The sequence below is a fragment of the Bradyrhizobium sp. TM239 genome (assembly GCF_036247985.1).
GTDB classification, from domain to species: domain Bacteria; phylum Pseudomonadota; class Alphaproteobacteria; order Rhizobiales; family Xanthobacteraceae; genus Bradyrhizobium; species Bradyrhizobium ottawaense.
Genome location: NZ_BTIR01000029.1, coordinates 53,498 through 66,482 on the forward strand (window position 1 = coordinate 53,498; position 12,985 = coordinate 66,482).

13 protein-coding genes are annotated in these 12,985 nt (G+C 65.0%); 9 read left to right on the top strand and 4 right to left on the bottom strand.

Annotated features, from left to right (window positions below):
* Nucleotides 1–32: 32 nt before the first annotated feature.
* The 3 genes from AABA84_RS33990 (at nt 33) to AABA84_RS34000 (ending at nt 1,871) form a co-directional block, all read left to right on the top strand.
* Complete coding sequence (locus tag AABA84_RS33990; protein WP_018321158.1) at nt 33–236, top strand: hypothetical protein; 204 nt, start codon at nt 33–35, stop codon at nt 234–236.
* A 159-nt stretch (nt 237–395) separates the two neighbouring features.
* Nucleotides 396–1,388 (top strand): hypothetical protein, encoded by a 993-nt coding sequence (locus AABA84_RS33995; protein ID WP_212245213.1) that lies wholly within the window; start codon nt 396–398, stop codon nt 1,386–1,388.
* A 42-nt stretch (nt 1,389–1,430) separates the two neighbouring features.
* On the top strand, nt 1,431–1,871 hold the full coding sequence (locus AABA84_RS34000; protein ID WP_212245211.1) for a DUF1489 family protein: 441 nt from the start codon (nt 1,431–1,433) through the stop codon (nt 1,869–1,871).
* Here AABA84_RS34000 and panC read toward each other — a convergent pair.
* Entirely contained in the window at nt 1,868–2,719 is an 852-nt protein-coding gene (panC, locus tag AABA84_RS34005; protein WP_212245209.1) for a pantoate--beta-alanine ligase, read from the bottom strand. The two genes, AABA84_RS34000 and panC, sit on opposite strands and share 4 nt — an antisense overlap.
* Before the next feature lie 283 nt (nt 2,720–3,002).
* On the opposite strand from panC, the gene AABA84_RS34010 reads away from it, so the two are divergent.
* The 3 genes from AABA84_RS34010 (at nt 3,003) to AABA84_RS34020 (ending at nt 6,014) form a co-directional block, all read left to right on the top strand.
* On the top strand, nt 3,003–3,926 hold the full coding sequence (locus tag AABA84_RS34010; RefSeq protein ID WP_338314297.1) for a division plane positioning ATPase MipZ: 924 nt from the start codon (nt 3,003–3,005) through the stop codon (nt 3,924–3,926).
* A gap of 341 nt (nt 3,927–4,267) precedes the next feature.
* Nucleotides 4,268–5,128, top strand: coding sequence for an alpha/beta fold hydrolase (locus tag AABA84_RS34015; protein WP_212245205.1), 861 nt, complete (start codon nt 4,268–4,270; stop codon nt 5,126–5,128).
* 136 nt (nt 5,129–5,264) lie between these two features.
* Complete coding sequence (locus AABA84_RS34020) at nt 5,265–6,014, top strand: VWA domain-containing protein (RefSeq protein WP_212245203.1); 750 nt, start codon at nt 5,265–5,267, stop codon at nt 6,012–6,014.
* A 4-nt stretch (nt 6,015–6,018) separates the two neighbouring features.
* Here the strand turns inward: AABA84_RS34020 and tehA are convergent, their stop codons facing one another.
* Nucleotides 6,019–7,014 carry a dicarboxylate transporter/tellurite-resistance protein TehA gene (gene tehA, locus AABA84_RS34025; protein ID WP_338314298.1) on the bottom strand — a complete coding sequence of 332 codons (996 nt, stop codon included), beginning with the start codon at nt 7,012–7,014 and terminating at the stop codon, nt 6,019–6,021.
* A 180-nt stretch (nt 7,015–7,194) separates the two neighbouring features.
* Here tehA and AABA84_RS34030 point away from each other — a divergent pair, with 180 nt between their 5' ends.
* A complete protein-coding gene (locus tag AABA84_RS34030; protein WP_212245199.1) occupies nt 7,195–7,923 on the top strand; it encodes a DnaJ domain-containing protein in 729 nt (242 codons plus the stop codon).
* 240 nt (nt 7,924–8,163) lie between these two features.
* Here the strand turns inward: AABA84_RS34030 and AABA84_RS34035 are convergent, their stop codons facing one another.
* Nucleotides 8,164–10,014, bottom strand: coding sequence for a serine hydrolase (locus AABA84_RS34035; protein WP_338314299.1), 1,851 nt, complete (start codon nt 10,012–10,014; stop codon nt 8,164–8,166).
* A 388-nt stretch (nt 10,015–10,402) separates the two neighbouring features.
* On the opposite strand from AABA84_RS34035, the gene AABA84_RS34040 reads away from it, so the two are divergent.
* Entirely contained in the window at nt 10,403–10,741 is a 339-nt protein-coding gene (locus AABA84_RS34040; protein ID WP_097658894.1) for a phasin family protein, read from the top strand.
* A 74-nt stretch (nt 10,742–10,815) separates the two neighbouring features.
* Here the strand turns inward: AABA84_RS34040 and AABA84_RS34045 are convergent, their stop codons facing one another.
* Entirely contained in the window at nt 10,816–12,168 is a 1,353-nt protein-coding gene (locus AABA84_RS34045; protein WP_338314300.1) for a TadE/TadG family type IV pilus assembly protein, read from the bottom strand.
* Nucleotides 12,169–12,651: 483 nt separating this feature from the next.
* Between AABA84_RS34045 and clpS the strand changes: the two genes are divergently transcribed.
* Entirely contained in the window at nt 12,652–12,984 is a 333-nt protein-coding gene (gene clpS / locus AABA84_RS34050; RefSeq protein ID WP_026202494.1) for an ATP-dependent Clp protease adapter ClpS, read from the top strand.
* Nucleotide 12,985: the final 1 nt, after the last annotated feature.

Consider the following 12,985-nt stretch of genomic DNA (forward strand, 5'->3'; position numbering starts at 1 on the left):
GGACCATGGGCGAGGCAGGCGTTGTTTGAGTGATGGAGAGGGTGTTGAAGCACAAATTCCCGATTGGAACGCGCGTATTGTTCACGGCCAGCAACGTCGCGCGCCCTGCTGCCAGCGGCTCGTACGAGGTCATCCGGCTGCTGCCGACGGACGGCGACGACTGCCAGTACCGGATCAAGAGCTCGACCGAAGCCTTCGAACGCGTCGCCAAGGAAAGCCAGCTCGCGCTGTCCTGAAGACCGACGCTCCCCGCGCATTCGCGCCCTCTGCGGAATTGTGTCCTGCCGCCGTCAAAAGGCCCGCTTCACCTTCGCAAGGTGGGCCCCCGGGGCAGTTGCCGACTCGCGGTGCTCGCTTGACCATTCGCTCTCTGCTCGCGTGAGGGGACGTCGCGCATGAACTGGGCATGGGCCACTTCGCTCGACCAAATCTGGCGCTCGCCGGCCTTTCCGATGTGGATGACGCTGGCGGCTGCCGGATTCTTCGGATTGATCCTGGTGATCACGCTGCTGCGCGCCGATAGGTCGGTCGCCAACGGCGCACTGACGGTGATCACGCTGCTGTCCATCGCGATCGCCGGAGCGGCCACCGTGCGCGTCTACGAACCGGCGGGGCAGGACGCCCCGACCCAAGCGCGCGCGCAAAATGCGGTCATCGCGAGCCTGCCGGCGCTGTCCTGTCTCGACGACCTCGCCGGCGATGCGGTCGCCATTGGCTGCGAGAAGGCGCTGTTCGGCTCGCCGGATGCCGCGGCTGCCGCCGTCTCCTACACTGCGGCCCGAATCGACCGGCTGACCGCGCTCGGTGATGCCGCGACCGCCGAGAAGAGCCTGACGACGGACACGAAGGTGCTGCGCAAGGCGCTGGAGCACGATCGCTACGGCCTCGTGGCGCAGGTGCTGGTCGTGCGCGACGGTTGCACGCAGTTCGACTGCGCCGCGTTCCGCTCGCTGACCGACCAGCAGCGGGTTGCCGCCAACATGGACGCCCATCTCTACGACATGCTGGTCGCGCGCTATGCCCCAACCTGGAACGCGCCTGCAACGGCGTCGGCGATGCCGGCCACGGCCGCGCTTGCCGGGCTGCCGCCCGCGATGCCGACGGGCAAGCCGACCAGCGCCGAGTTCCCGAGCGCCTCGTCGACGCCGCCGGTGAGCATCATGAACCCGGAGCCCACGGCGACAACGCGCCAGGCGGCGCCCGCGGCCGCGAACGCAGCGCCGGCACCGCGCGCGCCCGCCGCGACGTCGGCGCAGGCGGCGGCTCCAGCCGCACCGGCTGCGAAGAAGCCGCCGGCGCCGAAGGCTGCGCGTGCGCCCGCAGCACCGGTTCCGCTCGCTCCGCCGCCTGCCTCGGCGGCCGCGCCCGCGGCTGCGGATAACGAGTAGATCGGCATTCCAAATGCGGTGCTGCCCGGCTAATGCTTGGGCATGCCGCTACATCTGATCAAGCTCGCCGTCGGTTGCGACTCCGTCAAGGAATTGAAGGAGTGGATCGCCGAACGGATGCAGACCGCCAAGAAGAAGGGTCTGCCGCAACATCACATCCACATCACCCGCATGGTCCCCAAGCGCGATACCGAGATCCTCGCCGGCGGGTCGCTCTATTGGGTGATCAAGGGCGAGATCGCCGCGCGGGAAAAGATCATCGGCATCGAGCCGTTCCGCGACAAGGACGGCATCGGGCGCTGCCGGATCGTGATGCAGCCGAAGGTGGTCTCGGTGTCGCCGCGGCCGATGCGCCCGTTCCAGGGCTGGCGCTATCTCGCCGACGATTCCGTGCCGGCCGATCTCGGCAAGTCCGCCGCCGGCTCGATCGCGGCGATGCCGGAGCCGATGCGGCGCGAATTGCGCGATCTCGGGCTGCTCTAAACCGCGATATTGTCGATCAGCCGGGTCGTGCCGAGCTTGGCCGCGACCAGGATCCGCAACGGGCCGTCCTGGCGCGAGGTGAGGGGCGCCAGCGTCTCGGCATGGCGCGCCTCGAAATAGTCGAGCGCAAAGCCGGCCGCCTCGATCATCGCGGCGCCACGCCTCATGGCCGACGCGATGGCTTCGCCGGCACGGATGCGGCCGGCGCTGTCCTTCATGGCACGGTAGAGAATGGATGCGGTCTGCCGCTCCTCGGGCGACAGATAGACGTTGCGCGAGGACATCGCGAGCCCGTCGCGCTCGCGCACGGTGCGGGAGCCGACGACCTTCACGCCGAGGTCGAGGTCGCGCGCCATCTGCGTCACCACCCGCAACTGCTGAAAATCCTTTTCGCCGAAGATCGCGAAGTCCGGCCGGCACTGCGTGAACAGCTTGCCGACCACGGTGGCGACGCCGCCGAAGAAATGCGGGCGGAAGCGGTCCTCGAGGCCGGTGAGCGCCGGTCCCTCCGGCACGATGCGGGTGGCAAAGCCATCCGGGTACATGGCCTCGACGCCGGGGTGCCAGACGATATCGACATCCTCGGCCGCGAGCTTGGCGATGTCGGCCTTCCAGGTACGCGGATAGGCGCCGAAATCCTCAGTCGGGGCGAACTGGGTCGGGTTGACGAAGATCGAGACCACGACACGGCTGGCGCGCCGCTTGGCGAGGCGGACGAGAGACACATGCCCGTCATGGAGGGCCCCCATGGTCGGGACCAGCGCGATCGTGGCCTTTCGCTTGCGGAGATTGTCGACGGCGCGGCGCAAGGTTGGGACCGTGCGGGCGATCAAGGGGCTTGCTGACATCAGGACTCGACAGGGTTGGGAATCGGCGCGGCATGACTTGGCGCCAGGGGCGACTAACCTTAACAAGCAGCGATCGTGGACGCCATGCATCCGGATGCGGCACAGCATCCCGCGCAAGGTCGTGCACGATGTCGCGACATTGTGGGTTGGATCACAGACGAAAGACGGCGCCGCGATTCATGATGAAGCAGGGCGCCTGCGATTTGCATTACCTGTCACGCATTTCACTTGACCGCAGACGCGGTCAACTCGAAGATATTCATTAGGGGTGTTGAGGATCGCCATGCTTGTGCAGGCTAGCCAAGGCCAATCCGGCTCGGCGCATGTGGTCGTGCTCGGCAACGAGAAGGGCGGCTCGGGCAAGTCGACCACCGCCCTGCACATCGCGGTTGCGCTCCTGAAGGCCGGCCAGCGCGTCGCCACCATCGACCTCGACTGCCGTCAGCAGAGCTTCACCCGCTACATCGGCAACCGCGCCGCCTGGGCGCGCCGCACCAAGCTCGACCTCGAACTGCCGGTGCATCGCTGCATCAAGCTCGGCGAGACCATGCAGATCGCCGAGAACGAGAATTCCGAGTTCCAGCAGTTCATGGAGGCGGTCTCGGCGGTCGAAAGAAGCTTCGACTTCATCGTGATCGATACGCCGGGCACCGACAGTTACCTGATGCGGCTCGCCCACTCGATGGCCGACACGCTGGTCACGCCGATCAACGACAGCTTCCTCGATTTCGACGTGCTCGGCACCGTCGATCCCGCCAACTACGCGGTGACGGGCGAGAGCCATTACGCCGAGATGGTGCGCGACGTCAGGCGCAAGCGCCGCCAGCTCGACGGCTCGACCACCGACTGGATCGTCGTGCGCAACCGCCTGTCGATGCTCAGCTCGCGCAACAAGCAGCTGGTCGCCGAGGGGTTGAAGGATCTGTCGCTGCGGCTCGGCTTCCGCTACGTCGACGGCTTCGCCGAACGCGTCGTCTATCGCGAATTTTTCCCGCGCGGCCTGACCGCCCTCGACGAGATCGACGAGGCCACGCTCGGCATGCGGCCCAATCTCGGCCATCTCACCGCACGGGAGGAGGTGACGAGCCTGCTCCGCCAGCTCAAGCTGCCGCTGGACGAGCGCGGCCGCCGCCGCGCCGCCAACCGGGCCGAGTGGTTCAACCAGGTCGACAAGCCGCTCGAGGTTCACGACATCCTCGGCGCCTGAGGCGGTATATCGCTACTTCCGATCGACCTAAGCGGCGAGTTCCGACGGGAACGCCGGGCGCCTTCGGCCGTTTTCATCCTACGTTGACCGTGAAATTGAACCCAATCGAGATCGGTTGCGTCCGATGGTGAAGTACACCCTGACGTAGCTTGGCGAGAACGGGATGCCCACAAAACGTGTGCGGCGCACAATGAAAGGGCTGCCGGTTCACAATATTTGGCCTTCCTGTCACGCGCCTGTGACATATATTAGCGAATAGGCGACAAGGGGCCAAAGAGCCCCGGAAGAACACGATTTTCAACAGGGATTCAGGCCGCAAGAGCCTGAGGCTGAGGACGAAAATGAAGCGTGGAATTGCCGTTCTGGTTTCGGTCAGTGCTCTCTGCGGCATCGCCTATTTCACGGCGAGCAAGTGGGCGATCAAGCACGAGACCATTACCTTCTACGATGCCTCGCGCGACAATCGCCCGGTGCCCGTCGACATCGCGGTGCGTCGTGACAAGGAAATGCAGGCCAACGCCGGCATGATCACGCTGCCGGTCGCAGTGATCAATCACGGCAACACCGTCAAGAACACCGAGTACGGCTTCCTCGCCAACATCTTCGCTGCGCGCGGCTATATGGTCCTGAGCCCGCAGCATGACTTGCCGACCGATCCTCCCATGGTGACCAAGCCCGGCGAGCTCTATGTCGGCCGGCTGCCGCAGATCCTGCGCGGAGTCGCCAACATCCATCTCGCCATGCAGGAAATGAGGAAGGCTCAGCCCAACGCCGACTACGACAAGGTGACCATGGTCGGCCATTCCATGGGCGGCGACATCACGATGTATTTCGCCAAGCAGTATCCGGATGAGGTCAAGAAGGTCGTCACGCTCGACAATCTGCGCGTGCCCTTCGTCACCGCCGGCAAGTTCAAGATCCTGTCGTTCCGGTCCACCGATCCGCAGTTCAAGGCCGATGCGGGCGTGATCCCGACCGACGAGGAATGCGAGAAGGCGGGCATCCAGGTCGTGAAGACCGAATTCCAGCACAACGACATGCGCGACACCGGTCCGGATGTCGCCAAGAACTCGATCCAGGGCATGCTCGATAAATTCCTGAGCGCGACCGACAGCGAGATCGCGCCGGTCGACACGCAATCCTCGCCGCCCAAGATCCTCGAGCCCGGTCCGGTCGCTTTGATGGGACCTGCCAAGAGCTGACGTCTTCTCTCTCTGACGACACCCTCGTCGTCAGTCGCGATCTGCAAAGCCCCCGCCGGCCTCTGCCGGCGGGGGCTTTGCACATTGACCGGGCGGCTTGCGCTAACCACATTAGCCGCCCACGCAGGGTCAAGGCATGTCGGGCGAACCCATCAAACCGCGCAGCGGCGATGCCGTCTCGGCGCAAGCAGGCCGCGCGGTGCCGCAGGCCGCAACGTCGACTGCGGAAGACATCGCCGCCTTCGTCGCCAAGGCGCAGGCGCTGTCACCGCATGCGCCGGGCGCGAAGGGGCGGCTGATCTTCGCGCTGGATGCGACGATGAGCCGGCAGCCGACCTGGGACATGGCCTGCGCGCTGCAGGCCGACATGTTTCGCGAGACCGCGGCGCTGGGCAGTCTCGACATCCGGCTGGTCTATTATCGCGGCTTCAACGAGTGCCGCGCCACGGGGTGGATCTCCGACAGCACCAGGCTTGCGGCGCTGATGAGCAAGATCGATTGCCGCGGCGGCGATACCCAGATCGGCAAGGTCCTGACCGAGGCGCGGCGCGAAGCGGTCGCATCGGGCGTGCGTGCCGTCGTCTTCGTCGGCGATGCCATGGAGGAGAAGGTCGACGAGCTCTGCGCCAAGGCCGGCGAGCTCGGCATGCTCAACGTGCCCGTTTTCGTGTTTCAGGAAGGTCATGACGCCGTCGCCGAGCAGGCCTTTCGCGAGATCGCACGCCTGACCGGTGGCGCCTGGTGCCGCTTCGATCCGGGTGCGGCGGCGCAGTTGCGCGAGCTGCTGCGGGCAGCTGCGGCCTATGCCGCCGGCGGTCGCGAGGCCTTGTTGAAACTGGCGAAGACCGCGAGCGGAGCGGCCAGTCTGATCGGCCAGATGAAGTAGCGGATCAGGCTGACGCGGCCTGTATCGGGGACGCTGCTGCAACCGTCGGCGGCAGCAGGCGGCCTTGCAGGATCAGACGCAGCGTGCCGAGTGCGATCAATCCAACTACGATGTTGGCGGCGCCGAACAGCCACGGTGCGAGGAGTGCAATCGGACCGGTGTTGCCATGTCCGACCATGCGGATCGGCGCGATCGCCAGCGCGGTGGCGCCGAACGTGAAGCTCCAATAAGACACCGAGAACGGCTGCTCCATGATCCACGGCAGCAGGCGAAGCAATAGCAGCGCCATCATCAGGGCGTAGCCGACGAGCATGTGCGCGACCATGTCGGGCACGCCGCCATTGATCGCGAGATAAGCGAGCGCACCGACCGCGGGCGGCGCCAGCTGGATGCCGAGCGTCGGCCGCAACGCCACCGGAAGCGTCGCGACGGTGTAGAGCCGGTGCAGCAGCACGGATTCGATTGCGAGCCAGGAGAAGAACGCGACGCCGAAGGCGAGCTGTCCCCAATCGGGGTAGCCGAGCACCGAAGACGCAGCAGCCGTGACGAAGCCGCCGGCAACGGTCGGCAGATACAGCACCGGCGTCGTGGCGGTGTGGTCGCGATTGCCGCGCCACAGCAGTCCGGTCCGCCACAGCGCGAAGCCGAGCGTGAACGCAGCGCCAAGGCCGAACAGGATCATTGCGGCGAGGTGCGAGTAGGGCTCCGCGGCGAGCGCGATCAGCATGGTCGAGACGCCGGCGAGGCCGATGAAGCAGCATTGCACGGGGTGATGGGCTTCGGCGAGCGAGTCCGCATGCGCAAAGATCCAGCGCAGCGCGAACAGGACGATCAGGACCGCCCAGACGATGGCAGCGAGCGCGAGCAGAACCTCGCCCACGACCGCCGGCAAGTGCCAGACCTGATGCGCGGCGCGCCAGGCGTTGCCGAGGCCGACAAGGCCGAGCACGATGCCAAAGAACGCCGCCGGCACGATCGGCGGCTTGAATCCGTTGCTCATGGTCCCCCCCAAACCCTACCAACACTCCTGCGCCACCGAGGCGGCTATCGTTACCGCGGCGCGTATCGGAATGATCCGTCAGGCGCTTATCGGCAAACGTATTTCGCGTGTCACCCTCCAATCGTGGATGGCCGGAAGGGACGCCATGCTTTTTGACAAGAGGGCGTCTATATTCGGGTCATGACCCTGATCGCCGGCGCTGTCGCAATTATCACGCTTTATCTGCTGCTCCAGATGTTCCGCGCTGCCAACCCGGCGGTGCTGGCGCGGGCCATCAGGTTCGGTGGCGGCGTGGTGGCGCTGGCGGTCGCAGCCTTCACGGGCTTACGGGGCGAACTGGTGGTGGCGATCCCGCTCGGGATTTTCGGCGCCGGGCTGCTGGGCTGGACACCGCTGGCAAATGCCGGCTTCGGCAATATCGGGGGGCTGTTCGGCGGCGGTGGTGCTGCGCCCGCGTCGGGGCAGTCCTCACGCGTGCGCTCGCAATTCCTGGATATGCGGCTCGACCACGGCTCTGGCCAGCTCGGCGGGCAGATCGTCGCCGGGCCTCACGCCGGGCGCGATCTTGGCGAGTTTGATCTTGCCAGCCTGCTGGCAATGGTCCCGACATTCGACGCTGAGAGCGTGGCCTTACTTGAAAGCTATCTGGACCGCCGGTTTCCCGCCTGGCGTCAGAACGCGCAGAGCGATGCGGCAGGGGGGCAGCGTCGCACGGCGGCGAGCGGCAAAATGACGGCGGAGGAGGCCTATCAGATCCTTGGCTTGCAGCCGGGGGCGGGGCGTGACGACATCAGCCGGGCCCACAAGACCCTGATGAAGAAACTCCATCCCGACCAGGGGGGGTCGAACTATCTCGCTGCCCGTGTAAACGAGGCCAAGGATACTTTGCTTCGTACGCATAACGGCTAACTCCGGCACCACGCTACAAACGCCCGTACCGCGTGAGCTCCGCTTGCTCTGTCTGCCGTCGCCCTGACACCCGCCATTGTCGGCGTGGTTGATCTCTTGAGTAAAGTTTTAACCGTAAATCCTTGACGAGAAGTTGTCGCGGAACAGCGTTCTCACGAACCGCTCTGGGTCGTCACCGCGTCCCCAAAACGAAAATGCCCGCGCGCGGCGCGGGCATTTCCTCCGGAACGGTGACAGAGATCAGTTGCGGACGGTGATGCAGGAGATGTCGGCGCGCTTCAGGGCGCGGCAAACGGCTTCGGCCTGGTCGCGCTCGAGCCCGGCGAAGCGGGCGCGATAGAGCTTGCGATTGTCCTTGGCGACGACCTCGGTGAACGGATCGGCCTTGCTGAGCAGGCCGCGGGCCGAGCTGCGCGCGGCATCGATGCGCTGCTGGGCTTCGTTCTCGCTCTCGAGCGCGCCGACCTGGACGATCCAGCCGCTGTGGGTGACCACCGGCTTGGTGGTGGCGCTCATCTGGATCGGCATCGGCTCGGCGGAGGCGAGCTTCGGAGCGGCCGGGGCGGGCGCCGCGGCCGTTGCGGCCGGCAGCACCCCGAGGATGCCGTTGCCGGTGCCGAAGCCTGCCGGCTGCCGTGGCAGCTCTGCGCGGGCGATCTCGGCCTTCGGCGCTTCCGGCTGGCTGACGACCTCGGGCTTGTTGATGAGATCGGCCCGGGCGACGACGGCGCCGGAGGTTTCCGCGACGTCGGAACGGGACGAAATGGCGTTGGTGACCGGCGGTGCGACCTGTGCCGGGACCTGAGCGGGGGCGGCGGAGGCGACCTTCACGGCGCCGGCCTTGACCTGAACCGTCTTGACCCGGACCGGCTTCATCGGCTCGGACGAGCCGGGGATGATGGAGAGCGGCTGGCTCGAGATCACGCCATTGGTGAGCGGCGCCGGCTCGATCTTGGATTCCGTCGGCCGAACTTCAGGCTTGGCTTCGGATCTGGGCGGAGCCGGCGGCACCGCGGCAGTCGCAGCCGCGAGCGTCGACAGGCGTGCGGCGAGACGCGACGGCGCTGCTTCGGGGGCAGGGGCAGAAGCGGCCTGGACCTGCGGAGCGGGGCGGGCCGGGGCAGGCGAAGCGTCGGCGATCTCGGTGCTGGCGTCAGCGCCGCCACGCTCCGTGACAGCGGCGACGGTGTGGGTGGTCGCACCCTTCTCGAGGTTCTCCGCGAGCAGATTGCGCATGATGGCATCGCGCGAGCCGCCGCTGCGGCCGCCGAGCACGACACCGATCAGATGACGGTTGCCGCGGCGCATCGAGGTCACGAGATTGAAGCCGGAGGCGCGGGTGTAGCCGGTCTTGATGCCGTCCACGCCCTCGACATTGCCGAGCAGGTGATTGTGGTTCCGGATCGACTGTCCGCGCCAGTTGAAGGTCGAGGTCGCGAAATAGCGATAGTAACGCGGGAAGCGCTCCTGGATGGCCCGGCCGAGCGTGGCCTGGTCGCGCGCGGTCGTGACCTGCTCGTCGTTGGGAAGGCCGTTGGCGTTGCGATACACCGTCTTGGACATGCCGAGCGAGCGCGCCTTGCGCGTCATCATCTGGGCGAAGTCGTCCTCGTCGCCGCCGATCGCTTCCGCGATCACCACCGCGGCGTCGTTGGCGGAGCGGGTGACGAGACCCTTGATCGCGTCCTCGACGCGGATGGTCTGGCCGGCGCGCAAATTCAGCTTGGTCGGATCCTGATCGGCGGCGTGCTGGGACACCGGCATCTCGGTGTCGAGCTTCATCTTCCCGGACTCGAGACGCTCGAACAGCAGGTAAAGCGTCATGATCTTGGTGAGCGAGGCGGGGTGGCGGATCCCGTCGGGGCTGGTCGCCTGGAGCACTGAGCCGGAATTGCCGTCGACGATGATCGACGCGAATTTCGGGCTGGAGCTCTCGGACACATCGCGCTGCACCCGGTGGTGCGCGTAATGGCGGCGATGACGCCGCGCCTCGGCGGCATCGGTGGTGAAGATGACCGCGGTGGTGACCGTAAGAAGCCCGAAAACGCCAACCCGCGCCAAGCGCGAGGAAGACAAGTTTTTACGAAGCATGGAACCCCGTCCCCGTTTCTCAACTGATCACCGGCTCGTGAGGCGAAATTGTGCCCAATGGACCCGGGATCATTACCTGTTCAGGCTGTCCCTCCGCTGGTGTTCGCCGCGGGGGACGTTGGGCCTGAACCGCTATTCTGGCTAAGGTGATGTTCTCAAACGGCTTTTGACCGTCTGCGGAAGCTGAACACGTCCAGGGAATCAGGGTAGGGGTCCGCGGTTTCCAAATGCTTAAAGAACCCTTGCGGGAAACCCCGGGAATCTCCGCAACTTGAGTCCAATTTTGTGCGTCGCACAATATTCTTGACTTTTTTGTGCGTTGCACTAATTGTGGGCAGAGTCAGGGAGCCGGGGCTTCCCGACGCGAGCCAGGGAAAAGGATTCCGAAATGTTCAAGGTTGAAGACTTCCAGAATTACGGGAAAGAGCACTTCGAGCAGTACGTCGCCTCCGCGACCTCGGTGCAGCACGGCCTCCAGGCGATCGCCAGCGCCTATGGCGACTATACGAAGAAGTCGTTCGAAGACACCAAGTCCTTCGTCGAGAAGCTTTCCGGCGTGAAGTCGCTGGACAAGGCCATGGAAGCGCAGACCGATTTCGCCCGTTCCGCCTACGAGACCTTCGTTGCGGAATCGCAGAAGATCGCCGGCCTCTACAGCGACCTCGCCAAGCAGGCGTTCAAGCCGGTCGAGACCATCGTGTCGAAGTTCACCCCGGCTGCTCAGTAACGTTTTCAGGACGTCCTGGAATCGAAAAGCCCGGCTGGTTCAGCCGGGCTTTTTGTTTGCACGCGGTCGGTCCGTCAGCGCGCCACGCGCAGCTTCGACAGCGAGGTGCCGATGTCCTTGAACACCGAAACGGTCTGGCTGGCCGACGTGACCAGATAGAACTTGTCGGCGCTGCTGGCGCAATATTGCAGCACGCTCGAGGTCGGATCGCTGCCGGTGTTCACCTGCACCGTGTAGACCGTGATGTTGTGGGGCTGGGCCTTGGCGTTGTCGCAGAGCTTCTTCTGCCTTGCGTCGATCTGCGAGGCGTCGCTGTACCAGCGGTTCTGCGTGTTGAGACCGTCGGAAAGAAGCACGATCGCGTCCTTGTAGGTGTAGTTGGTGTCCTTCGCCGGCGCGTTCATGGGATCGCCGGTCGATAGCGTCATCCAACCCCAGGCCAGGCCGATGCCCTGGTTGGTGTTGCCGGTGGGCTTCATGGCGTCGATCCGGCCCTTGAGCGAGCTCCAGTCGTAGCTCAGCGGCATGATCGGCTGCAGATAGGACGAGCTGCCCGTGTTGCAGTAGGAGTACTGCTCGGCCGGGAAAAGCGTCCCCACATTGCCGCTGGTCGGCGTCGTGTTCTTGGTGTCGTAGTCCTGGTCGCGGTCGGTCACGCAACCGGTCCAGGTGTCATGGTTGGCCGACGTCCATTTCCAATTATTGCAGTTCCAGTTGTTGCCCGAGGTGCAGCTCCAGCTGCCGTTCGCGGCATCCCAATCGCTGAAGTCGACCCAGTACTTGTTGTAGTTGCTGGCGCCGACATTGACGTCCTTCGCGAAGGGGACGATCGAGATGTAGACGTCGCCGGTATTCTTGGCGAGCGTGCTGAGCTGATCGACCAGGTTCTTCGCGGCCGTCTGCATCGCCGCCATCTTGCCGTCGTTGGCCATCGACCCGGTGTTGTCGAGCACCAGGGCCACGCGCATGCGCGTCATGCCCCAGGCGCTGGTCGAGGTGGTGTCGATGCCGAGCGTCGGGAAGCCGGCGATCTTCATGAAGCTGGTCGTGTAGGTGCCGGTTCCGGTGAGCTGGATTGTCGAGCCAATGTTGGTGCTCGCGTTATAGGTGGCCCCAACGGTGACCGATGGCAGGGTCGTGGTGTTGGTGAACAGGGCGTTGAAATAGGTTTGCGCCTTGCTGCTGATCTGCGACGTCGTGATCGTGCCGGACGACAGGTCCCTGGAGAGCATCAGCGCGGTGGAGTCGAGGGCCGACTGCATGGAGGAGCGGGCCTGGGCGGCGCGGCTATAATCGATCGCGGCACCGACGAAGCTCAGCACCGGGACCAGAGCGATGGCGAAGATCACTGCGATATTGCCTTGCTCGGCCGCTGCAAAGCGGGCGAATTGCCGACCAAGGCGGCTGACGAGGGGCAGGCGAGACATGACAATCCCCGAAATCGGTGTTTTGCCCGATTTCGCGCCACGCCATTGAACGGCGGGTAAACTGGACCGTAGAAAACCGGAGCTACCCGCGTGAAACCGTCGCAGCCGGGTTAACAGCCGGGGTTCCTGGTCAACACGTTCTAAACGCGCGGAGGCGAAATTTTTGTCAAATCGGTCCGGATTGTTTAACCTTGCTCCTGATCGCCCGGACCGGGAATCGGGACTGCTGTGGCCGCGTCGGCCGGACCTCTGCACGCTTGCGGCGAGCCGGGGGCAGGCCCATATTGCTGGCGAACGATCCGGCTTGGACCGGATTGTCGGGAGCGGCGATCCAACAAGGCGGCGCGCCTGCGCCAGGCTCCGAAGGGCGGGGTCGCGCGGTGACCGCCATTCGCTTCCATGGGGAATTTGAACGCCTGAGCCATGCCGCAATTGACTTCCAGACTCGACCTGTCCGCGCCAGCCGCTGCCTACGCTCCTCGCATGAGCAATGACGAGAACCGTTCGGGCAACCCCTCGGGTCCGAACACTTCGGTCATCACCAAGGTCAAGCCCAAGACCAAACGGCCGAACCTCTACCGCGTGCTGATCCTGAACGACGACTACACGCCGATGGAGTTCGTGGTCCACGTGCTGGAGAAGTTCTTCAACAAGGACATCGAGGCCGCGACCAAGATCATGCTGCACGTCCATCATCATGGCATCGGGGAGTGTGGCGTGTTCACCTACGAGATCGCCGAGACCAAGGTGACGCAGGTGATGGATTTCGCCCGCAAGCACCAGCATCCGCTGCAATGCGTGATGGAAAAGAAGTAAT